This is a genomic window from Peribacillus psychrosaccharolyticus ATCC 23296, assembly GCF_000305495.1.
Lineage (GTDB): Bacteria > Bacillota > Bacilli > Bacillales > DSM-1321 > Peribacillus > Peribacillus psychrosaccharolyticus.
The window spans coordinates 1-21,942 of sequence record NZ_AJTN02000253.1 but is presented as its reverse complement, the minus strand read 5'-3'; the positions used below and the strand labels follow the sequence as shown (position 1 = coordinate 21,942).

The window sequence follows — 21,942 nt, the reverse complement described above, 5'->3', positions numbered from 1 at the left end:
AATTGTGGGTAACCTATACATGGGGGAACGGCGGAATTGCCTGCAAAGATGGCCGCATTCTATCGGGAACTTGAAACACTTGACCTTACTCTAGACTGTGACTGCTGTTTTCGGGACTGGAGAAACAAATTATCAACATTTTTGCGGCGCAGTTGATATTTTCCGAGATATGCTTTTTGCGAAAAGCCGCTTAGCTGTGACCTTAAAGATTGAACAAATGTATCAAGAAACCGATTATGTAAAAATAAATAGATTTGCTTCACTTTTCCGAGCCAAGCTAAGTAATTCCCAAGAACATACGCTTAGTTAGCCTCCTCATTTCTGTTATACTAAAGGAAAAGGAGGCTATTCTCACTATGGGTGATCTTATATATAATGTTCTAATGTTTGGTATGCTCGCACTATTTGCGGCTGGAATTATTTTTATGATTGTTTATATGGTAAAACAACTAAAGAAACAATCACAAAATGATGAAGGAAATTCAGCTTCTTTGGAACCTGAAATAAAGAAATACCAGAAATAAAACGACTGACAATGTAATTGTTGAAAAATGGACAAAGAGTTTAACTCTTTGTCCATTTTCCTTTTCAATAAAAAAAGATTGCCATTCACCCAATCCAGGGAACGGCAATCAATATGTTTTACCTTTTCTTACGGAAACCTTCTTCTCGTAAGTATCGCTCCGCTTCAACAGGAGATTCGAAACATTCTTCCAAGTTAGATCCCGCATAAACGTTCCAGAGCTGGTCCTCCCGAACTAGAGTCAACTCTTGTTGATTACGTCCAACCCATGTTCCTTCACAATCAGCAGCTTCTTCTTCCTTTTCTATACCAGCAGGCTCTTTCGATAAATAAGCAATTGCTTGTTCTAGCAGTTCACGTAACTCTGCTTCTGAGTAATCACGAATATTAACCAAGCCTTTTTTATCTCTTTGTTTATATGGTAAATGTCCTGCAAAGACAAATCCATTTCCATTAGGATGTAAATTTTGAACAACAATTTTCTTATCCTGTACACTTTCTTCAAAGTGGAAATTCACTCGGCCTAATGATATATCTTTGCGCTGCAATTCAGGGAACGTTTCAATAATGTGCAATTTTTCTTCAAATGTTAACAAAAATTCTTCCTCATTTCATTGATTCAACTTTGTCCGTTGATTATACCATAGCCCGCTCTAAAATATAAATAATCACCGAAAGAGGGCTTGTCGCGAAAATTTAATTATTTTTCATCAGAAAAGTGATCATTTGACATGATGCTGACACATAACCACTGTAAAGTATGTGTATAGGGTAATAAACTCATTTTACCTTTCCTAGAAAATGACAAATATGAACTGACCTTAAATTAAAAATTACGTAACTTTAAAAATTATCTTTATTAGAGGAGTAGATATCAATGGTTACAATTTACACGACGCCGAGCAGTCTGGCTTGCAGAAAAGCTAAATCATGGTTACAGAAAAATAATATTGCCTATAATGAACGTAATCTCTATGCGCAGCCTTTAAGTGTGGATGAAATTAAAGCGATTCTACGTAAAACAGAAGGTGGAACAGATGAAATTATTTCAACCCGTTCCAAGAAATTCAAAAACCTAAATATCGATATAAATAATACACCATTAAATGAGCTTTGCAAAATCATTCAAAAAAATCCGGACTTACTTCGCCGCCCAATTATATTCGATTCAAAAAATCTTCATGCAGGCTATAATGAAGAAGAAATGGGCAGATTTTTACCCCGCCAAGTCCGACATGTACAATTATGGAGAGCTATTAGTTTAATTAATGCTTAAGTAAAGAAAAACAGAGGATTGCCTGGTCATTCAGGCAATCCTCTGTTTTCGTTATTTACTCCGATGAAGCCTTCTTAAAACTAATTGTAAAAATCGTTCCCTCTTCATTACTTTCTTTCAAGACAAGATTTCCATGCTGAGCATTTGCCAGCATTTTACTAAATGGAAGACCCAGTCCTAAACCGCGTACCTTTAGCTTCTTCTTTTGTCCACGATAGAATGGTTCAAAAATATATTCTTGTTCATGTTTCGGAATTCCCTTTCCATTATCAATGATATCAATACAAACTTGTTCTCCATTCCATTCATAAAGAACTACCTTAATCTTCCCTGATTCATCTAATGCCTGTTTTGCATTATTAAGCAAATTAATTAGGATTTCTTGTACACGCATAGAATCCATTTTCGCCCAAACGTCCTCATTGGGAAGCTCAACTACTATCTCAAAGTTCTGCTCTTCTTGGGTGATCTGCCAGTGATAACAAGCCTCTTGTAGAAATGAATTCATATTCTCACTTTTCACATGCATTTTAAAAGAACCTGCTGCCATCGCATTATAATCAAGTAAATCCTCAATCATTCTTTGAAGCCGTTGTGTTTCCTTCAAGGAAATATTTAAGAATTCTTTACTTTCATTACCCGTTACAACTTCGTCCTTTACCGCCTGTATTAACCCACTGATGGATGTAACCGGAGTTTTCAGATCATGTGTAACACCTGCAAATAGTTCTGCTCGCAGTTTCTCCATGTGCTTTAAACGAGTTGTCATTTCTTTAAAGGATTCAACCAATTCATAGATTTCTTCCTCATGACTCTCTTCTTCCTTAAGGTAAATATTATAATTCCCCTCACGAACCTGAGCCGCAGCCTTCGCAACATTTTGAATGGGTTTGGATATTCGTCTAGAAAGAACATAAATAACTCCCCATCCCATAATGAGCAGACCACCCATCATAACGGCTAGTAAACCATGATCCTGGTTGATCTCGGTCAAAGACCCCTCTTCTTGAGCAATGACAACCCAGCCTTTAATTTTATTACTATCTTCCCTAATTGGAGATTTTACAACATAGACCTGGTTTTCCTCGTTAATATTAACTTTTTGGATCGTATCCTTATTATTCATAATGACATTTGGTAGAACATTATCTTTACTCTCAATATATAGCTGCGGCATCGTATAAATAATTTCTCCATCTGGATCGACAATATAGATAATCGGCTGTTCATTTAAATGAAGGATCTTCTCTCTTTCTTCAACAATCTCAGAAAGGAGCGGCCCCACCACAATCTGTCCATTGTCCTTTATCGCTCGATCAGCTGTTTCATCTGCTAAATACTTTAATAGACTTAAACGATATTCGAGGGCAGTTTTTTCCATCCACCATAAAGAAAATAAAGATAAAACCAATAATCCAGTGGTGAGAGTAATTAAATATCGGGTTGTCCAATAGCGCAGCAGCGTCGTTCGTTTTTTAGTTTTCATAAACTAGCAATTGATACCCCATTCCCCGCAAAGTTTTGATTTCTCCTTCCGAATCAGGCCATTTATCTAAGGCCTTCCTCATCCTTTTGATGGCAAGATCCACAGCACGATCACTTCCATCGTAATCCATTCCCCATACCTGTTCTATTAATTGCTCTCTTGTAAATATTTGATTTGGATTACTTACAAAGAATACAAACAAAGAAAGATCGCGGGGTGTCATAACCACTTCCTTGCCATTCACATAGACCGTATATGTTCCCATGTCTACCTTTAGACTGCCATACTGTCGAATTTTCTTTTCTGATGTCACGATACTTGGTGATCTTCGAAGAACAGCATGTACACGAGCCACAACTTCATCCGCAACAAATGGTTTGGATATATAGTCATCCGCACCTGATTTAAAGCCTGAGAGGCGATAATCCACTTCTCCTAATGCCGTGAGCATTATAACAGGACAGGCATCTTTTTCGCGGATCTCCTTAAGAATCTCCCATCCGTCTTTACCAGGCAGCATCACATCAAGCAATACTAAATCAGGTTCCCATTCCATAAAGACATCTATAGCCTCAGATCCATCAAATACTTGTATAACTTCAAATCCCTCTCTGTGAAGATAAGCCTTCAGTACCATAGAAATTGCTTTTTCATCTTCAACCACTAGTATTTTCTTCATTTACAAGGCCCCCTCTTACCAGTTAAGAATATTGAACAAATGCGCTTAAAAGAGCGTTCGAGCCTTTTTAACTTAAGCATACCTCGCATTTGTGTCAGCTGTATGTTAAGACCTAAAATTATTATCTCCATATTTCCTTTCAACTCTTTAGTTTTCCCCTAAAATCCCCGCAAAGAAGCCAGCCCTTAATAGTAAGAGCTGACTTATTCACTATGAGAAGTTATGCTGCTATCAACCTATAACTCTTTTCTCATTCTCCAGACAGAATTCTGAAGCCTTTCGACCTGAAGTTTGTGCATGCCTGAACGCTCATAAAGAGATATAGCCCGATGATTATCAAGTGACACCCTCAACTGATATTCCTTTACACCTTGCTTACGAAAAAAACTCTCAGCATAAGAAATCAGTTCGGAGCCCCGTCCTTTACCGCGATAGTCAGCAACTAAGTAAAAAAGGTTCGCATAGCCAATTTCTCTTCCTTCATACCTTACGATTTGAAGCTCTAATTGCCCGATTGCTAGTCCATCTTCCTCAACAATTACTTGCCCTTCTGGGAAACGAAGAACACGTTCGCTGATACGAGTAACATAATTGTCTTCATCACCAAAACCCGATGAATGACCAAAGCTGACTACATAGGAGTCCTTACGAAAGGCGATAATCATCTCACGATCAAGAATAGGATCGATCGTCCTGAATTCCAATTAAATACCTCCTTGAAACTATTCTAAGGGACTTTCCCCATACAATTCCCATAGTCCTGGGAACATCGCTTTCAGGCTTTCTTCATTTTCCTCATCCCAATCCAAATCCAGCTCAAGCTGTATAAATGGATCCTTTGTTAATTTCTCATAGATTGCTAGATAGTCCTCGTCATCATTACCAGTTTTCTTTTCGTAAGCCTCACACGCAGCAAAAAGAATCTCTTCTAACTGAGGTACTTCCCCTTGTTCTCCTAATTTCTTTAAATAAGGAATTAGGGATTCAGGATTTTCAATGGCCGATTCATACACTTTTTTTCCTTGAAAAAGAAGCCATGCCCTAAAATAATCAAAACAGTCGTCTGAACATCCACCCATAATGATGTACGCAGCTGCCCAGAGATCGGACGTATAGGACTTCATATAATACTCATGGAAATGGTAGTCAAAATTCACAATATCCTTGATTGATTTTGTTGACAAATAATTGACCAGCCATTCAAGTCCGTCTTCCGGATCATCTCCTGTTGTACGCGCTTTTTCAAGCAACTCCCAAAATAACTCTTCTGTTAATGTCGTTTCTTTAATCATTAGGCCAACTGACGAAGCCGGTTGGTAGCCTTTTTTCAATTTTAATTGAATGAGCCGTTTCACTTCGTTGTCACAATCTTCTTCTGTTTCGAATGTTTTTGTTTTTACCATCCCTACAGATCCTTCTTTGCCATACATAACAATATAGGACAAGCCTGAACGAGTAATCCGCCAAAATCTATGTGATACCTCATCTTTATATACAAATACTGTTTCCAATTGTTTATTTCCCCTTCATTCTCCAGTTTTCTGGTATTGTAAACATTATATCGGTAAACAAGGTAAATTGCAGTGTTTAACCACTATTCATTATGATTGTCTTATTAATCAGCCGGCAGATCCACTCATTTCAATCCAATACCAGCATTCACTTACTATCGACTTCAAGCGCCCATTTTACCTAAAACAGCAAACGTTTTTCCCATGCCAACATAGTATGAATTAGGCAATAGGAAAAGAAAACAAACCGAAGCCTTAAAATAGTAAGTTATAATCTGAGGAGGTTATTATATGTCAGGTGTTGGTCCTGGTCCTGGTGCAGGTGGTTATGGCGGAGGTTGTGGTGGATTTGGTAACGGCTTCGCTCTTTTAATTGTGTTATTTATTCTTTTAGTTATTATCGGATGCAGTGGATTTGGCGGAGGTTTCGGCGGAGGCTGCTGTTAATTCATTAAAGAAGTCTATAATGACTAAATAACTAAACAAATGCCATAAAGATATGAAAGAGGACTTCCCTGCTAAGGGGAGTCCTCTTTCTAAATAAAAAAGTATTAAACAGTCAATACGTATGACTCTTATGAAGCTTATTTCTTTATTTATTCACGATCTTCGTTTTATTTTTTCTATGCCGTACAAACATAAATACGACAATCAATACAATGGGGATGATTAGATAATTTGCATATTCTGCAAAAATCCCTCCTGCTTCTTCCCACTTCGGTCCAAGACGATATCCTAAATACACATACACACACGTAACTGGGAACATAGCTAAGAACGTATAGCCCATGAAGGCCCAAACATTCATCTTCGTCATCCCACATGGCAAGGACACTGCTGTCCTTACTCCAGGAACAAACCTGCCGAAAAAGGCGATACTACCGCCGTACTTTTGAAAAAAGGCATCCGCTTTGTCGACTTGAGCTTCTTTAATCAAAAAGTATTTTCCGTATTTTAAGATCAGCGGCCTGCCCCCAAAACGTCCCAGCGCATACACAGTCAAGGGACCCGTAACACCACCAATGGACCCGAACAATATACTTAAAAGAAGCGTTCGATCTCCTTCATATACCCAGTAGCCTGCTAAAGGCAGCACAACTTCAGCGGGAATAAATTCAAAGGTCAATGCCAATGTAATTCCAAAATACCCTAAGCTTTTGAAGGCTTCTATCATTTGAAGCACAATCGAATCCACTAAGGAAGCCTCCTCTTTATTATCTGAGCGCAGTAAAAAGGTACACTGAGTAATCAGCAGTACATATTTTTTCTTTTACCTAAAACAGATTCCCATATTTTATTTTTCATTCTTATTATAAGGGTATAACATCGTTGTAGTACAATCAATATGATTATTTTACTAAATAAAAGAAAACTGCCATGGTAAAGGCAGTTTCTTTTACGCATAACCTATATCCAGGCATCCTTACTGTAACCCCTCTGTTCCCAATAACCCACATGATCTTCAGCAATCAATTCAACTCGAGTCAGCCATTTTACAGACTTATACGCATACATTTTTGGAACAATTAACCGTACTGGTCCCCCATAATCCTGATTGATTGGCTCGCCATCGATGAGTAAAGCTACCATAATATCCTCCATCGCAGCTTGATCAAGTGTTAATGAATCCGTATATACACCATCACCTGAATACAATTTGACATACGTTGCTTCTTCCCTAACACCGACTAGGTCAAGAAATTCTTGCAGAGGAATTCCTTCCCACGTCACATGATTTACACTCCAGCCAGTTACACAATGAAAATCACTTACCTGTACCTTGCGAGGAAGTTCAAGGAACTGATTCCACGTATAAGTTATCGGCCTTTCAACCAGTCCATCGATCGTAAATGACCAATTTTCTGCTGTGAAAGATGGGATGGTCGTAACTGTATAGGGACGAAACCGCCCATCGCCGCCCCCACCTTTTAATGGATAGCCTGCTTTTGGTTTCGGCAGCATTTGATTATCATTTTGACTACCTGTGAATGTCCAAGGGACGAAGCCAGGTTTAACTAGTTTAACGATAAAAGGAGCAGCGACTAAGAATAAGACTGATCCACCGGCAATCTGAACAAACTTCCTTCGATTGATTACTGGATTTTCTTTTTCAATTAGATATGGCAGATCATTCTCTTTCTGTTTTCGAAAACGTTTACCCCATTTACTTCTTGAAACAGCATGGTAAAGCACGTAAGGAATTCCCGCCCAAGTAAATAAGTCATGCAGGAAAAGTGCCGCAGAATTCCAACCTGCCGGAAATTGCCGATGATAGGTAAGGATGAAACCTGTACTAAAAAGCCCCGCTAAAATAAACAGAACTAAGTATACATTTACTTTTTGATTCAGTTTTTTGCCTAATTGTTTCATATGTTTTTTAAAGGCGGGCGTATACAAAACAACAACCAGAAAAGAAAGGAAACCCATGATAATATGAACATCACGAATCCATACACGCACCACGGTTAATACTGGTCGTAATAGTGGCAAATAGAGGATGATCCCTGTGACAGCGAGGAAAAGAAAAATCCACGCATTCGAGTGATGCAGCCATACAAGCTTCTTCCATAAACGCTTTTTCTCACTCAACATCCTCACCCCTTCTTCTCACGCTTCCAGTATAAGGGAAAGAAGAAAGGAGAAATAGGTTTAAACTCTCGATTAAGGACGCTTGACTGTTATTCCAGCTCCATTGCTTCTACATACATGATTTTATACTACCCTATTTATCTATTTTTTACTTTTAGTTTCAAACGAATAGAAAAACGCGGAAACTGAGTATGTGTACCCGTTTCCGCTGTTTTTCTATTCATCATCTTGTAATGACTTTAAGGTCTTTTCCCTAAAATGCATTCGATTCTTATAATCCTTTGTTATCAGCTCCGTATAAATTAGATCAAAAAGCAAGAAAAACGGGAACGATGGCGAAATATTCTGCCCCATATGTCTATTGCTTTTATTCATTGCTAATAATGTTATATCGGATAATTTACATAGTTCAGAATTTTTTTCCCCAGTGAAAACAATGATTGAGGAACCTTGTGCCTTGGCTATCTTTACAGCACGAATAATTTCCTTTGTCTCCCCCGTCAGAGATATTCCTATAACGACACTCTTTTTTGTACTAAGTGAGGCATCCATTGCAGCTTGATGCGGATCTGTAATGGTTTCAATATTCAAGCCTATTCGAAAAAATTTAGATTTAAATTCTTGAGCTGCTATCCCTGAATTTCCAATCCCATATACATGAATTTTTTTTGCCTGATTAAGAAGAAGGACAACTTCCTGAATGTCAGGATAAGCAACATTTTGAAAGGTATTCTCAATAATGTCCAAATGATTTTGGTACAATTGAGCAAAATAATCTATTTGCTTGATCCCGGCTGTCAAACCTGGTCTCATATTTAAATCTACGTATCTTTTTAGTTCATGCTTAAATTCATTGAATCCTGAATATGATAGTTTTTGACAAAACCTTGTAATTGTTGCAGGTGAAACATGTAATTTCTTTGCAATTTGACTACTAGATAACACGCTGATTTCTGTTGGCTTTTTAATTATATAGTTAGCAATTTCTTTTTCTGTCCTTGTGAACTTCTCCATGCTGCATTCTATTCCATGTAGAAGATTCTCACCTAAGTATTCCATGTTGTTTCACCTAACTTATATTAAGAGGTTTATTTTCCTTATCATTCATATTAAAGGATACTTAACCAACTTGTCTATTATATTAGGATATTTATTTTATAAATATGAATGTTATGAATTTTCAACAGAACACTATTTACAGGACAGATAGGAAATGGGTTCAGTTAGTAGTCATTGCTTCAACAAAACGCTTTGTTATTTGCTGCGGTCGAGTAATTGCTCCACCTACTACGACTGAGTGTACATTGATATCTAATAGGGTACGAGCTATTTCCGGTGTGAAGACGTTCCCTTCGGCTATAACTATAGCATGTTTCACTTCTTTTACAATTTGTTTTATAACCCCATAATTATTGGAATCAATTTTTAGGCCATCTGTTTCATCCGTATATCCATATAATGTTGGAGCAACAATATCAAACCCTAGTTCATCAGCGTATATGGCTTCTTCCACAGTTGAAACATCTGCCATAAGAATAACCTCTGGATACTTCATTTTAACTTCTTGATAAAACTGGTCTAAAGATCTCCCGTCTGGTCTAACACGAGATGTAGCATCTGTAGCGATAATTTCTACTCCCGTTGTCATCAAGTCATCAATCTCTTTCATCGTTGGTGTAATAAAGACCGGGTTTTGCCCATAAACCTGTTTAATGATCCCAATGACTGGAAGATCGACACATCTTTTTATTTCTAAGATGTCAGGTACTGAGTTTGCTCGAATCCCTTTTGCTCCACCTTCTTTAGCTGCGATAGACATTCGTCCCATAATAAAAGAACTGTGCAAAGGCTCCCCTTCTAATGCCTGACAAGATACGATTAACCCTTTTTCCATTTGATTTAGTACAGATTTCTGCATGTTTTCCACGTCCTTATAAAAGAGTACTATTCTAGGTATTCCTCAATTTCATTTTTAATAATAGTAACTTGTGGTCCGTAAATAACTTGAATACCATTCCCTTTTTTCACAATTCCCTTCGAACCGGTTTGCTTAATTAAATCATCATTTATTATCAAGTTATCTTTAACTGTGACTCTCAGTCGTGTCGCACAGCAATCCACTACGTCAATATTAGCGGCACCACCTAAACCATCAACAATTGTTTTCGCACGATCAGTAGTGATTACTTGCGTAACAGACTTTTCATCATCTTCCCGTCCTAATACCTTGAAATTTTTTCTCTTAATTAAAAATTTAAAAGAGAAATAGTATAAAAAGAACCATGGAATCCCTACCACAATTACATAAATCCAATTGGTTTTGTCCATACCCTGCAGAATACCAAATAAGATGAAGTCTATAAATCCTCCTGAAAAGGTTTGTCCAATTGTAATAGAAAAGATATCAGCCATCATAAAGGCTAATCCATCAAACAAAGCATGAACAAAGTACAGAAGCGGGGCAACAAATAGAAAACTAAATTCAAGCGGCTCTGTAATTCCAGTTAAGAAAGAGGTTAAGGCTGCTGATAATAAAATACCTGCGACAATTTTTTTATTCTTTGGTTTAGCACAATGATAGATGGCTAACGCTGCTCCAGGAAGTCCGAACATCATCGTTATAAACCGTCCAGACATGAATCTGGATACACCTTCATAATATTTCACGGTTTCTTGATCAGCTAATTGAGCAAAAAAGATGTTCTGAGTACCATTAATAATCTGCCCGCCAATTTCCATTGACCCACCTAAAGCGGTTTGCCAAAAAGGAAGATAGAAGATATGGTGTAAACCCATTGGCCCGAGCATGCGAAGAATAAAACCATATAACAAGGTTCCAATCGTACCCGTACTTGTGACGAGTGAACCTAGTTGATTAATTAGTAATTGAAAATACGGCCAGACTATAAATAAAACAACTCCTACAAGGATGGATGTAAAAGAAACAATTATCGGGATAAAACGAGAACCACCGAAAAACCCTAATACTTGAGGCAGTTGAATTTTGTTATATCTATTATGTAATAGAGCTGCGACTATCCCAATGACAATCCCTCCAAACACCCCTGTTTCTAGTGTTTGGATGCCAACTGCCATTCCTTGTCCGGCACCAGCCAAATTGTTTTCAGCTAGATCCCCTGTAATGGACAGTAATGCATTAATAGAGCTGTTCATTACAAAGTACCCAATCATGGCAGCTAAACCTGCTGTCCCTTTATCTGAGCGGGCAAGCCCAATCGCTACGCCAGCAGCAAAAATTATGGGTAAATTACTAAAGACGATACTACCAGCTGAACTCATAATCGTAAAAATCGCTTGCAGCCAACCGATATCTAAAAATGGATATGCTGAAACCGTATTTGGATTTGATAATGCACCACCAATCCCTAATAACAAACCCGCTGCAGGTAATACAGCGATAGGGAGCATAAAAGATTTACCAAACTGTTGAGCTTTCTCAAAGAAATTATTCATACCTATACCTCCCAATAAAAGTATTTATATAATAATAGATATGCTTTATAGCCGTATTATATCTTCCCAAAATTACGCTTTCCATTAAACCCGCTAGATTTCATCCCCTTTCAAAAATAGGGTCACAGCTCTGAAAATTCTTTCATTGAAAAAGTATCTCTGCCAAAAAACAAAAAAAAGGTTTGGATATGCATCCAAACCTCAGACTGTAGACAAACTCGGGTGGAAATCGAGTTTGTCTACAGTCTTCTTTATTAGTTTTTAAAATGCGGCTGTTGATTTCCGTTCCAGGCGTTTCGCTTTCCGCGGGCGGGTGGTGAGCCGCATCAATGCTTACGCTCCTGCGGGGTCTCACCTGTCCCGCTGTTCCCGCAGGAGTCTTCACGCCAACACTCCAATCAACGGTCTTTCTACATTTAATTTGGATTTTAGTCCGACGCTCAAATGGAAACACGTGCTACCCAAGAGCAGATTTAGGAGGAGATCAATTCAAATCGGGGGAATTACGAAGAACACTCTTTCCGACAAATCCGTTCGAACAGGAAGAATTAAAGATTATTAAGTAGAACACAAGTGATAATGAAAGCAGATACAATTTAAAGATGGAAAACAGTACTTAATAGAGACTTAGTTGCCTTGATAAGCAGGGAAAATTCCATGAAATATGTTAAAAATGCCAAAAGAGGTACGGAATGAACCATTCCGCACCTTTTTTGTTTTATATTGTCTATTCCTAAATTCAGCCAATGAGTAATCGTAAATACAAACCTATTAAGGTGATTAATAACACTGGAATCGTAATAATGATCCCTGTTTTAAAATAGGTGCCCCACGAAATAATGACTCCTTTGGTTTTGAGGACATGAAGCCATAATAAAGTTGCCAATGAACCAATCGGCGTAATTTTCGGGCCTAAATCCGAGCCAATCACATTGGCGTAGATGAGTCCTTCTTTGATAACGCCAGATGCTGCTGTATGATCAATAGCAAGCGCATTGATCATCACCGTTGGCATATTGTTCATTAAGGATGAGAGAATGGCTGCGATGAAGCCCATAGCAAGCGTTCCAACGAATAATCCTTGATCAGCTGCCAACTGAATAACATCTGCCAGCACGTTGGTCAATCCTGCATTTTTCAATCCATAAACGACTACATACATCCCAATAGAGAAGAAGACGATGTTCCAAGGTGCTCCCTTTATAACGTTTTTCGTATTGACTGCTGAACTGCGTCGCGCCATTAACAAGAAAAAGATGGCAATGATACCTGCGATGAACGAAACAGGAACATGAATATACTCACTGCTAAAGTACCCAATCAGGAGAATAGCTAGGACAATACCTGATAATCGGAACATCCTGATATCTTTTACTGCGTCGACTGGCTCCTTTAGCTCTGCCATATCGTATTGTTTGGGAATACTCTTTCTAAAATAAAGATATAAAACTAAGATACTTGCTGTTAAGGAAAAAAGGTTTGGAATAATCATGTTCGAAGCAAACTCAATGAATCCTATTCCAAAAAAGTCAGCAGATACAATGTTCACTAAATTACTAACTACAAGCGGAAGTGATGTGGTATCTGCAATAAACCCACTCGCAATGATAAAAGGGAAAATCATTTTATCTTCCAGCTTTAAATTTCGGACCATTGCCAGAACAATCGGTGTCAGGATGAGTGCTGCTCCATCATTTGCAAATAACCCTGCCACTACTGCCCCTAGAATACTGACATATACAAACATTTTCACTCCGCTTCCTTTAGCTGCCCGCGCCATGTGCAGCGCAGCCCACTCAAAGAAACCAATTTCATCTAAGATAAGAGAAATAATTATAATTGCAATAAAAGCTAATGTAGCATTCCAGACAATCTGTGTTACTTCAAATACATCATGAAAATCTACGACTCCCGCCAATAATGCAAGAACCGCACCTCCACAAGCTGACCACCCAATTGATAATCCTTTAGGCTGCCAAATAACTAGTGTAAGGGTTAAAAGAAAAATAATAATCGCTGCTATCACTGAAATCAATGCTGGTTTTCCTCCTATATACTTAGCAACAGGTAATTCGTTTTCCCTGTGCTTTTAAATTATTTAACTTTCCTTGCTGACTTGGGACCGCCTGAATAACGGTTTGAACGAAAGAATAATTCGGATGATTTGGATTTAACGAATAGAAAACCCATTGCCCTTTTCTTGTTTCTTTTATCAACCCCTTATCCTTCATTTTTCGTAAATGCTGAGAAATCGCTGGTTGACTCATCTCAAACAAATCAACAAATTCACATACACAACATTCGTGTTCAGACATAATCTTCACCATAGTTAACCGAGTTTTATCACCTAAAAGTTTTAATATGTCGGCAATTGTATCAATGCTTTGATCTGATAGATGGTGCATGATTTCCCTCCTCCCTTTTTATCTTATCATAATATAAGCAAATACTTATATGGTCAATAGATTGTTTGAAGCCGGGGGGGTATTTCGATGACTATTAAGCAAAACTAGCAGTTATTCCCGTCTAGGCATATTCTAAATCTCAATAATACCCCACTGGGTATGCTTCATAAAAAATAAAAAGGACTTTTAAAAAAAGCCCCTTTCCATCTATCTTAGCGTTCGCAAGCAATATAATCTTTATCCCGATCTTTTGTTTTATTTGCATTGTATAAAGCCTTTGATACAAAAGGTTTAAACTTTGTTTTGCCGCCTTTGTTTTTCGTGCTCTTTGTTTTGGCTACTCCGCCTTTATAGACTTTGTTCATCGCCTTACAATTACTGAATTTCTTAACTTCACCTTTCGCTTCAGCTACATCCAATGTACTGAAAGAAAAACCAAGAACTAAACTTAGTGACAATAATACCATTGATATTTTTTTCATTGTATTTCCTCCCCTCCATATTTACCGTTAATAATCGTATACTAGTCAATTTACCTAGACAACGGTAACTTTTACCAAAAATTTCAATCACCGATTATGAACGGGTGAATATATCCTGTCTGAACAGGCACCTTGGCTTCCTCCCTACGTTTATTCCATGTTAAAATTTAACAATACAATAGGGAGGCTGCTTATGGAAGAGAACGAATTGCTTGTTTATCATATTGTAACGAGGAAAAAAATGAAGATGGGTCAGATCATCTTTTTTGATAAGAATCAATATAATGCCTTATATCGCTTCTTTTTTGAGAGGGAACAACTTAATCCTAAAGGTGAAGACTTTTTTCAGATTTTACAAAATCACTATTCAAAGGCTGGTTTGAATATGAATAGCGAAAATGCTGATGTTGCTATTAAGTATGTAGATCAAACAATCAGAGCAATTAGAGAAGTGATCGTAGAAATGGTGAGACTTCAAGAGTATCCTAACTATCCTTCTAGATTGTCTTGTTTATATGCTGCAAACAGTTATAAAGATGCTTTGACATGGAAAGAATTATTTGATTCGCACAATCGGAATGTTTTACAGATTGTTAAACTCCGAGTAATTGGGAATTCTTTTTTCGGCGATGGCAGCCTTCTCCCAAAGGAAGATGGGGTTCCTTTTTCTCGAAAAATCGAACAAGCTAGAGAATATTGGAAGGGAAAGGTCAATCCAAATCTTCCAGAGCTTTTGGTTAATGGGAAAATTGAAGTAATTGAAATTATTGATGATTTTACAAACATAGAAAAAAGATGATCCCTATAGTTTAGAGATCATCTTCTTCCTATTCACAAATATTTACGATGAATACCAAGGACTTATTCGCATTAAACGAATATTTACTAAGTTTTTCAGTACACTAATAAAAAATAAGGTATATTATATTTGTTGAATAGATTCTTTTTAAAGAGAAGAAAAGTAGGTGAACAAAGTGGGGAAATATCAATTGGATACCAAAGGTCAGGTAGCTGTGACAAAGTTTCATGAAAAACGGACGCCTGCTAAATTTGATAAAAAGCAGCAACTGGAAAAAATACGTGCGGAGTATTTGAAAAAGAAGCAAAAACATACAGATAAATAATATGAAAACATAGGAAGACTAAAATCTCCCTATGTTTTTCTTATTCAGAGTTCTTTTTTCAATTGATGATAGAATTTATCTTTACTCAGGTTGGTTTAGAGACTAATTGTTTCTATGTTCCTTTTATGCGGCTGATATCGTTAAATGTGTGACTTCTTTTTTTATTCCCTCTTCTAGGAGAACACTAATTTAGAATGTCTTTTTACAAAGGGTGAAATTTCACAAATATTTACGATGAATACTCTTCCCATCATAGGAAAATAAAATCTCTTTCTTTTCCATCACCGATTCTAGATGAACGGGCCTGCCCCAGAGCTGGTATATATAGGGCATAACCTTTTCTAAGTATTTCAAGTCTAATTCAATGTCTTCATACCAATGTTTTAAATATATTTCCCCTTTGCGCTGATAGTCGCCGTCATTGACGGTGATATAAGGAAAACCGCCATTGACCCGCATCCCCACTAACTGATCGCGAACCTTTTCCCATTGCTTATCCACAATTTTATAGTCTTTTCCCTGCTTTTGAAACAAATACAGATCCTCACGCATTACCAAATCTTTAGTTAAATAGTTTCGGATAAATGAAATATCGGATTCAATTTCTCGAACCTCAAACATTTTTTCCCTGCCGGATTTGGGTTGGATTCCAAGCTTTTTCATTTCATCTGTTGGATTATCATACCGGTCTTCAATATCCTCAAATATTTTAAGTCCTAAATAGTACGGATTGATACTCGTGCGTGATGGCTGAACCACCCCTGCATTTAACTTAGCAAATTCAATCGCTTCACTTGATGTGAGATCGAGCTCTCTAAGAATACGCTGATGCCAATACGAAGCCCAGCCTTCATTCATGATTTTAGTTTCAAGCTGAGGCCAGAAGTAGAGCATTTCTTCACGCATCATGGTTAATATGTCACGCTGCCAGTCGGTGAGTTCACGACTGTATTGCTCAATAAATAGGACTATGTCCTTTTCTGGTCTTGGCGGGAATTTCTTATGTTTCTTTATTGGCGATTTCTCGGGTACATCGTTACTATCTAATGACCATAATCCATCATAAGGAGTCTGCTTTTGTTTAATTTCTTCACTGGATTCCTCTTCATCAAATAGATCAAATTTTGCCCTCATCATTGAAGGGTCAATATGTTCTTCAATGGCTAAGACGGCATCAAGAAAGGTTTCTACTTCTTTTTTACCATGAATGGTTTCATAATGGCGGATGCGGTCGGCTGTAGCTGCCATACTTTCTACCATGTCACGCTTCGTATTTTGAAAACGGACGTTATTTTTGAAAAAATCACAGTGAGCTAAAACGTGTGCCACGATAAGCTTATTCTGTATTAATGAATTAGAATCTAAAAGAAATGCATAGCATGGATCTGAATTAATAACGAGCTCATATATTTTACTCAATCCAAAGTCATAATGGAGCTTCATTTTATGAAATTGCTTTCCAAAGCTCCAATGCGAATACCGGGTTGGCATACCATAAGCACCAAATGTATAAATAATTTCAGAAGGACATATTTCGTAGCGCATCGGATAAAAATCAAGACCGAAACCTTTTGCTATTTCGGTAATTTCACTTATTGTATACTCCAAATCCTTATGCTCTGAAGTATTCATCTGCCTCTCCCCCTTTTCTACCCTTACTCTACTGTATGAAAAAGAAGAGAGAACATGACGAAGAAGACATTTTCTGTGCAGTTGACGGGGGATAATTCTGTGTCTATTTACCCTTTTCTTCTACTATAAGGTTCAACATTTTTTTATTCGTTAAATCATGCCTGATTTTCACTTTAACGGTCCTTTCACTTCCCTTATCTTTTACTTGAAATTGAAAACTGTCCTCTGCTTGTCCATTTGGATTTTGAGTACGTCCCTTGTATTCGTAATCGACTACATCGTCATTTGGATAATCCGCTTTAACCACGGCTATAGCTATTCGACCATATTTCTCATAACCAGTATTTGCTGCTGACGTATTCATTCCGAATTGAAGAACAATCAAGAGGGTTAAAAAGGCACATATGATTTTTTTCATGCGATTCCTCCTACTTTTTTGTTCTTTTTAGTATGTATTTTTTTCAAAGCTTATTCTACGTACCTTTGCTTTGCTGGACGTTTCTACACTTTTTACACTCAATATTATTCAGGTAAATAGCAACAAGCCTGCAAAAACAACGGCTCCACTTTTTGCATAGAGATTGCCATACACTTCGTGTACAAACTAACAGTAGCTCCTGATGAAGGAGGGGTATTGATGGAGAAGAATGATTATGACCGAGCATTATTTTGTACGCATCGCTCGGATTGGGATAATTTAACGATTTTAATGGTTCAGACTAAAGATCAATTTCTTTCTAAGAAGATTGAACATTTTCTCCATGTGTATCACTTTGAAACCGATTATACAATCGTTCAGGCAAAGCTGTATTCCCTGTTCCGTTACTTGGATCACGCTACCGAATGTACCTATGAGGATTGGGCAGCTGTTTCTGATTGATTATTCTTAGCATTTGTTTCCTATACGTTTCTATGCAAAAAAGCCAAAAAAAAGGATGGAAGGACTTAGTCCTTCCATCACTATAATATCCTTAGCTTACGCTTAACTTTGCTTCAATACCAGCCATGAAATCGGAAGTCACTGCTGCAAGTTTTTCTTCAGCTTCTGCCATTGATGTTCCTTGTACGCCAAAATAAAATTTAATTTTAGGTTCTGTTCCAGAAGGCCTCAAGCAAACCCATGTACCATCTTCTAAGAAATACTTGAGTACATTTGATTTTGGCAAATCAATTGTTTCTTGAGTGTTCTTTAATAATGAATGCTTTCGACTGCTTCGATAATCTTCCTCAATGACAACATGCTGTTTGGCAATTTGCTTTGGAGGATTGTTACGGAAATCGTCTAAAATTCCATTAATTTGACGAGCTCCATCTATTCCCTTAAGCGTAAGTGAACGCAATCCTTCTAAATAGTAACCATACTTTTCAAATACCTCTAATAGACCCTCATATAAGGTTTTTCCTTGTTTTTTATAATACGCACATACTTCAACTGCAAGGACAGCGGCCTGTATAGCATCTTTATCCCTTGCGAAATCTTTAACTAGATATCCGTAACTTTCTTCATAACCAAATAAGAAACTATGCTCGCCGCTTTCATTATAAGCGTTAATTTTTTCAGATATAAATTTAAAACCAGTTAAAACATCGATAGTAGGCAATCCAAATTCAGATGCAATTTTCCGGCCAATCTCTGAGGTAACAATTGTCTTTAAGATTACACCATTTTGAGGAAGTGTTTGCTTCTCTTTCTTCTGTGTAAGTAAATAATCTAATAATAAAGCACCTGTTTGATTACCAGTCAGTACCACGTATTCACCTTGTTTGTTTTTAACAGCGATTCCTAGACGGTCAGCATCTGGATCAGTCGCAATTAATAGGTCAGCATCGACGCTGTTCCCAAGTTTAATTGCCTGTTCGAATGCAGCATGCTCTTCCGGGTTTGGCGAAGCAACTGTAGAAAAATTAGGATCGGGAAGTTCTTGTTCGGCCACAACGTGAACGTTTTTATAACCAAGGTCCTTTAATGCACGACGCACAGATTTATTGGATGTACCATGAAGCGGCGTAAACACAATTTCCAAATCCGTTTCTTCAGCTAATTGAGGGTTTTCCGGCAAAGTTAACAGCTGCTCATTATACAATGCATCGATTTCTTCTCCAATTATTTGAATCAAACCTTTTTGTTTCAGTACTTGTTCTTCTTCAATTTCAAGCACCAGTTCGTTTTCAATGTCATCAACGTATTGTATCACTTGATCTGCCGGCTCAAGGGCAAGTTGTGCGCCATCTGGCCCATACACTTTGTACCCATTATATTCAGGAGGATTATGGCTGGCTGTAATGACAATTCCTGCATAAGCATTAAGCTCACGAACAGCGAAGCTCAACTCAGGCGTTGGCCGTAATTCATCAAATAGGTATGCCTTTATTCCATATGTTCCAAGCGTTTTGGCTGCTTCCAAAGCAAATTCCGGAGATTTATGACGTGAATCAAAGGCAATGACAGCACCACGTTTTTTTGCTTCCTCCCCAAAAGAGGAAATATAGGCTGCAAGACCAGCTGTTGCCTTCCTAACCGTATAGATATTCATGCGATTTGTACCTGCACCTATTTCTCCACGCATCCCGCCGGTACCGAACTCTAAATTTTTATAAAAAGCATCCTCAAGCTGCGCTTCATCGCTGCTGATTTCTTCTAATTTTCTTTTTAAATCTTCATCAAGATTTTGAAATCCTGCCCAAGACTGATAACCGGTCTTCCAATTCATAAAAACACTCCTTTTCTATTTTCACTATATTTTGATATTTACTAATTATGTATCATCTAAAGTTATCATAAATTTTTTTAAAAAAGAAGGGACGGATTTCATAGAAATCCTTCCCTTCTCTGCATCTTTATTCCTGTTGTTATTTTTCTCCTTTATGATAATGAAGCTGGTAAATATCATGCCTGCGATCTTTCAACTGCTGTACGGTACCATTTTGGCGTTCCCGTCTCAGAATTTCAAGATCCACGTCTCCGATAAGAACCATTTCAAGGTTAGGACTTGTTTCACCAACTATACCATCACGTGCAAATTCAAAATCTGAAGGAGCATAAATTCCTGATTGTGCATACTGAATATCCATATTTTCGGTTTGCGGCAGATTTCCGACTGTACCAGAAATGACTGTATAAATTTGATTTTCAACCGCGCGGGCTTGTGCACAGTATTTCACGCGCAAGTACCCTTGACGATCTTCCGTACAGAAAGGTGTAAAGATAATCTTCGCGCCCATTTCGGTAGCAATACGGGCCATTTCAGGGAATTCAATATCATAGCAAATCTGAATCGCGATTCTTCCACAGTCTGTATCAAAAACACGAATACTGTCTCCAGCATTTATTCCCCACCATTTGCGTTCATTTGGAGTGATATGAATTTTGTATTGTTTCTCTATCGTTCCATCACGACGGAATAAGTAGGCAATATTATAGATATTATCATCATCTTCTTTTACAAAATGAGATCCTCCAATGATATTGACGTTATAACGTACGGCTAATGTCGTAAACAGTTCAATATATTGTTCAGTAAACTCCGTCAGCTTTTTCACTGCCATGCTAGGTGATCTTTCGTTTAAGAATGACATTAGCTGGGTTGTAAACAATTCTGGAAAGACTGCAAAGTCAGCATTTGCGTCGGATGCTACATCAGTAAAGTACTCTACTTGATTGGCAAAGTCCTCAAATGATTTAATTTGACGCATCATGTACTGAACTACGCAAATCCTTACAGGCTCAGATGTTTTAAAGTAGCGTTTATTTTTTGGTCTGTAATCGACATTATTCCATTCCATTAACGTGGCATATTTATTGGACTGAACATCATCTGGAAGATAATTAGGGTTGATTCTCATAAGAGAAAACTCGTTTAACAGCTGGAACGATAAAACCGGATCATACAGTTTATGAAGCTGCACTTCTTTTACGTATTCTCTGGCAGACATATCGTCAGAATATTTATGGAAATTAGGAATTCTTCCACCAATGATGATACTTTTTAAGTTTAGCTCCGCTACTAATTCTTTTCTTGCTTCATATAATCGTTGCCCGATCTTCATCCGTCTAAATTCTGGATGTACCATTACTTCTATTCCATATAAATTATATCCATCCGGATTATGATTAGTAATGTAGCCGTTATCAGTCACATCGTCCCAAGTATGGCGGTCATCGTATTCGTCAAAATTAATAATCAGGCTTGAACATGAGCCAATTACCTTACCATCGTATTCGGCTACAAATTGACCTTCAGGGAATATTTGCAAATGACTTTCTAGTTGCTCCCTCTTCCATGGATCCATGCCAGGAAAACAGTATTCTTGAAGTGCGATTATTTCTTCTATATCCTCACTTCGCATATTACGTATTTCCATGATTTTTTCATACTTATGTAGATCTAGGTTTTCCATATTCTTCATACTCCTTTAATGGCACTACTTCATCTTAACAACATACCCTACTTTTACTGGAATGAAACGAAAAATTAATTGAGTTTTTCTTTTTTCAAGCAATTGACCTTAGGTATTCTGAACGAAGTTACTGGGTATATATATTTTACTTACTTATCAAATCATACTATAATTTTTAGGAATACGAAGTAAGGAGAGTATAAATGAAAAAATCAGCTACTCGAGATAATTTCCTATTTTTCGTCATGGCCATTTCGATCATCGCAACATTTGGCAGCTTATATTTTTCTAGAAAATAAAGACAATATGAACCCTGTGAATTATGCTGGTATCAAAGAATTCTTATGTATCCGTTTACGGTTA

The 21,942-nt window shown here is 37.4% G+C and carries 23 protein-coding genes and 1 pseudogene; 7 read left to right on the top strand and 17 right to left on the bottom strand.

The window, feature by feature from the left end; translation table 11 throughout:
• Window positions 1-356: 356 nt before the first annotated feature.
• Window positions 357-524 (top strand): hypothetical protein, encoded by a 168-nt coding sequence (locus WYK_RS25050; RefSeq protein WP_161629164.1) that lies wholly within the window; start codon window positions 357-359, stop codon window positions 522-524.
• Between the two features lie 118 nt (window positions 525-642).
• Here WYK_RS25050 and WYK_RS21165 read toward each other — a convergent pair whose 3' ends face one another.
• Window positions 643-1,119 carry a hypothetical protein gene (locus WYK_RS21165; protein ID WP_040376422.1) on the bottom strand — a complete coding sequence of 159 codons (477 nt, stop codon included), beginning with the start codon at window positions 1,117-1,119 and terminating at the stop codon, window positions 643-645.
• Window positions 1,120-1,400: 281 nt separating this feature from the next.
• On the opposite strand from WYK_RS21165, the gene spx reads away from it, so the two are divergent.
• Complete coding sequence (gene spx / locus WYK_RS21160) at window positions 1,401-1,799, top strand: transcriptional regulator Spx (protein ID WP_040376421.1); 399 nt, start codon at window positions 1,401-1,403, stop codon at window positions 1,797-1,799.
• Window positions 1,800-1,854: 55 nt separating this feature from the next.
• On the opposite strand, the gene WYK_RS21155 is transcribed toward spx, so the two are convergent.
• The 4 genes from WYK_RS21155 to WYK_RS21140 all read right to left on the bottom strand — a co-directional run bounded on the left by WYK_RS21155 (window position 1,855) and on the right by WYK_RS21140 (window position 5,475).
• Window positions 1,855-3,285: a HAMP domain-containing sensor histidine kinase gene (locus WYK_RS21155; protein WP_040376420.1), complete on the bottom strand. Its 1,431-nt coding sequence runs from the start codon at window positions 3,283-3,285 to the stop codon at window positions 1,855-1,857.
• Window positions 3,275-3,964 carry a response regulator transcription factor gene (locus WYK_RS21150; protein ID WP_040376419.1) on the bottom strand — a complete coding sequence of 230 codons (690 nt, stop codon included), beginning with the start codon at window positions 3,962-3,964 and terminating at the stop codon, window positions 3,275-3,277. The genes WYK_RS21155 and WYK_RS21150 overlap by 11 nt, the downstream gene beginning before the upstream one ends.
• A gap of 236 nt (window positions 3,965-4,200) precedes the next feature.
• Entirely contained in the window at window positions 4,201-4,668 is a 468-nt protein-coding gene (locus WYK_RS21145; protein ID WP_051387814.1) for a GNAT family N-acetyltransferase, read from the bottom strand.
• A gap of 18 nt (window positions 4,669-4,686) precedes the next feature.
• Window positions 4,687-5,475: a DUF4240 domain-containing protein gene (locus WYK_RS21140; protein WP_040376418.1), complete on the bottom strand. Its 789-nt coding sequence runs from the start codon at window positions 5,473-5,475 to the stop codon at window positions 4,687-4,689.
• A 291-nt stretch (window positions 5,476-5,766) separates the two neighbouring features.
• On the opposite strand from WYK_RS21140, the gene WYK_RS24275 reads away from it, so the two are divergent.
• On the top strand, window positions 5,767-5,922 hold the full coding sequence (locus WYK_RS24275; RefSeq protein WP_081704993.1) for a YjcZ family sporulation protein: 156 nt from the start codon (window positions 5,767-5,769) through the stop codon (window positions 5,920-5,922).
• 145 nt (window positions 5,923-6,067) lie between these two features.
• On the opposite strand, the gene WYK_RS21135 is transcribed toward WYK_RS24275, so the two are convergent.
• From WYK_RS21135 to WYK_RS21100, 8 genes are all read right to left on the bottom strand, one after another.
• Window positions 6,068-6,670, bottom strand: coding sequence for a DedA family protein (locus WYK_RS21135; RefSeq protein ID WP_040376417.1), 603 nt, complete (start codon window positions 6,668-6,670; stop codon window positions 6,068-6,070).
• A gap of 212 nt (window positions 6,671-6,882) precedes the next feature.
• A complete protein-coding gene (locus WYK_RS21130) occupies window positions 6,883-8,067 on the bottom strand; it encodes a molybdopterin-dependent oxidoreductase (protein ID WP_040376416.1) in 1,185 nt (394 codons plus the stop codon).
• A gap of 213 nt (window positions 8,068-8,280) precedes the next feature.
• Complete coding sequence (locus WYK_RS21125) at window positions 8,281-9,123, bottom strand: MurR/RpiR family transcriptional regulator (RefSeq protein WP_040376415.1); 843 nt, start codon at window positions 9,121-9,123, stop codon at window positions 8,281-8,283.
• Window positions 9,124-9,283: 160 nt separating this feature from the next.
• Window positions 9,284-9,982, bottom strand: a complete 699-nt coding sequence (locus WYK_RS21120; protein ID WP_040376414.1) for an N-acetylmannosamine-6-phosphate 2-epimerase — start codon at window positions 9,980-9,982, stop codon at window positions 9,284-9,286.
• 26 nt (window positions 9,983-10,008) lie between these two features.
• Window positions 10,009-11,538 (bottom strand): maltose/glucose-specific PTS transporter subunit IIC, encoded by a 1,530-nt coding sequence (locus WYK_RS21115; protein ID WP_040376413.1) that lies wholly within the window; start codon window positions 11,536-11,538, stop codon window positions 10,009-10,011.
• Window positions 11,539-12,277: 739 nt separating this feature from the next.
• Window positions 12,278-13,573, bottom strand: a complete 1,296-nt coding sequence (locus WYK_RS21110) for an arsenic transporter (RefSeq protein ID WP_040376412.1) — start codon at window positions 13,571-13,573, stop codon at window positions 12,278-12,280.
• A 22-nt stretch (window positions 13,574-13,595) separates the two neighbouring features.
• Entirely contained in the window at window positions 13,596-13,943 is a 348-nt protein-coding gene (locus WYK_RS21105; RefSeq protein ID WP_040376411.1) for an ArsR/SmtB family transcription factor, read from the bottom strand.
• Between the two features lie 212 nt (window positions 13,944-14,155).
• Entirely contained in the window at window positions 14,156-14,425 is a 270-nt protein-coding gene (locus tag WYK_RS21100; protein ID WP_040376410.1) for an excalibur calcium-binding domain-containing protein, read from the bottom strand.
• Window positions 14,426-14,618: 193 nt separating this feature from the next.
• On the opposite strand from WYK_RS21100, the gene WYK_RS21095 reads away from it, so the two are divergent.
• Window positions 14,619-15,224 (top strand): DUF2441 domain-containing protein, encoded by a 606-nt coding sequence (locus tag WYK_RS21095; RefSeq protein ID WP_040376409.1) that lies wholly within the window; start codon window positions 14,619-14,621, stop codon window positions 15,222-15,224.
• Window positions 15,225-15,414: 190 nt separating this feature from the next.
• Window positions 15,415-15,549 (top strand): hypothetical protein, encoded by a 135-nt coding sequence (locus WYK_RS26085; RefSeq protein WP_268870072.1) that lies wholly within the window; start codon window positions 15,415-15,417, stop codon window positions 15,547-15,549.
• A 219-nt stretch (window positions 15,550-15,768) separates the two neighbouring features.
• On the opposite strand, the gene WYK_RS21085 is transcribed toward WYK_RS26085, so the two are convergent.
• Together WYK_RS21085 and WYK_RS21080 are read right to left on the bottom strand one after the other, a co-directional pair.
• The gene (locus WYK_RS21085) at window positions 15,769-17,181 is read right to left on the bottom strand and encodes a SpoVR family protein (protein ID WP_040376407.1); all 1,413 of its coding nucleotides are present in this window, start codon (window positions 17,179-17,181) and stop codon (window positions 15,769-15,771) included.
• A 103-nt stretch (window positions 17,182-17,284) separates the two neighbouring features.
• On the bottom strand, window positions 17,285-17,599 hold the full coding sequence (locus tag WYK_RS21080) for a DUF3889 domain-containing protein (RefSeq protein WP_040376406.1): 315 nt from the start codon (window positions 17,597-17,599) through the stop codon (window positions 17,285-17,287).
• 219 nt (window positions 17,600-17,818) lie between these two features.
• Here WYK_RS21080 and WYK_RS21075 point away from each other — a divergent pair, with 219 nt between their 5' ends.
• Window positions 17,819-18,061 carry a YhdB family protein gene (locus WYK_RS21075; protein WP_040376405.1) on the top strand — a complete coding sequence of 81 codons (243 nt, stop codon included), beginning with the start codon at window positions 17,819-17,821 and terminating at the stop codon, window positions 18,059-18,061.
• 91 nt (window positions 18,062-18,152) lie between these two features.
• On the opposite strand, the gene WYK_RS21070 is transcribed toward WYK_RS21075, so the two are convergent.
• Window positions 18,153-19,892 (bottom strand): phospho-sugar mutase, encoded by a 1,740-nt coding sequence (locus WYK_RS21070; RefSeq protein ID WP_040376404.1) that lies wholly within the window; start codon window positions 19,890-19,892, stop codon window positions 18,153-18,155.
• Window positions 19,893-20,031: 139 nt separating this feature from the next.
• Entirely contained in the window at window positions 20,032-21,579 is a 1,548-nt protein-coding gene (locus WYK_RS21065; RefSeq protein ID WP_040376403.1) for a bifunctional GNAT family N-acetyltransferase/carbon-nitrogen hydrolase family protein, read from the bottom strand.
• A gap of 203 nt (window positions 21,580-21,782) precedes the next feature.
• On the opposite strand from WYK_RS21065, the pseudogene WYK_RS24270 reads away from it, so the two are divergent.
• A pseudogene (locus tag WYK_RS24270) lies at window positions 21,783-21,942 on the top strand (disulfide bond formation protein B); the annotation flags it as partial.

What these genes read in the sequence shown, in the direction of transcription:
- WYK_RS25050 (WP_161629164.1), top strand. Translation starts at nt 357, where the DNA reads ATGGGTGATCTTATATATAATGTTCTAATGTTTGGTATGCTCGCACTA.
- spx (WP_040376421.1), top strand. Translation starts at nt 1,401, where the DNA reads ATGGTTACAATTTACACGACGCCGAGCAGTCTGGCTTGCAGAAAAGCT.
- WYK_RS21155 (WP_040376420.1), bottom strand. Translation starts at nt 3,285, where the DNA reads ATGAAAACTAAAAAACGAACGACGCTGCTGCGCTATTGGACAACCCGA.
- WYK_RS21150 (WP_040376419.1), bottom strand. Translation starts at nt 3,964, where the DNA reads ATGAAGAAAATACTAGTGGTTGAAGATGAAAAAGCAATTTCTATGGTA.
- WYK_RS24275 (WP_081704993.1), top strand. Translation starts at nt 5,767, where the DNA reads ATGTCAGGTGTTGGTCCTGGTCCTGGTGCAGGTGGTTATGGCGGAGGT.
- WYK_RS21130 (WP_040376416.1), bottom strand. Translation starts at nt 8,067, where the DNA reads ATGTTGAGTGAGAAAAAGCGTTTATGGAAGAAGCTTGTATGGCTGCAT.
- WYK_RS21125 (WP_040376415.1), bottom strand. Translation starts at nt 9,123, where the DNA reads ATGGAATACTTAGGTGAGAATCTTCTACATGGAATAGAATGCAGCATG.
- WYK_RS21120 (WP_040376414.1), bottom strand. Translation starts at nt 9,982, where the DNA reads ATGCAGAAATCTGTACTAAATCAAATGGAAAAAGGGTTAATCGTATCT.
- WYK_RS21115 (WP_040376413.1), bottom strand. Translation starts at nt 11,538, where the DNA reads ATGAATAATTTCTTTGAGAAAGCTCAACAGTTTGGTAAATCTTTTATG.
- WYK_RS21105 (WP_040376411.1), bottom strand. Translation starts at nt 13,943, where the DNA reads ATGCACCATCTATCAGATCAAAGCATTGATACAATTGCCGACATATTA.
- WYK_RS21100 (WP_040376410.1), bottom strand. Translation starts at nt 14,425, where the DNA reads ATGAAAAAAATATCAATGGTATTATTGTCACTAAGTTTAGTTCTTGGT.
- WYK_RS21095 (WP_040376409.1), top strand. Translation starts at nt 14,619, where the DNA reads ATGGAAGAGAACGAATTGCTTGTTTATCATATTGTAACGAGGAAAAAA.
- WYK_RS21085 (WP_040376407.1), bottom strand. Translation starts at nt 17,181, where the DNA reads ATGAATACTTCAGAGCATAAGGATTTGGAGTATACAATAAGTGAAATT.
- WYK_RS21080 (WP_040376406.1), bottom strand. Translation starts at nt 17,599, where the DNA reads ATGAAAAAAATCATATGTGCCTTTTTAACCCTCTTGATTGTTCTTCAA.
- WYK_RS21075 (WP_040376405.1), top strand. Translation starts at nt 17,819, where the DNA reads ATGGAGAAGAATGATTATGACCGAGCATTATTTTGTACGCATCGCTCG.
- WYK_RS21070 (WP_040376404.1), bottom strand. Translation starts at nt 19,892, where the DNA reads ATGAATTGGAAGACCGGTTATCAGTCTTGGGCAGGATTTCAAAATCTT.
- WYK_RS21065 (WP_040376403.1), bottom strand. Translation starts at nt 21,579, where the DNA reads ATGGAAAACCTAGATCTACATAAGTATGAAAAAATCATGGAAATACGT.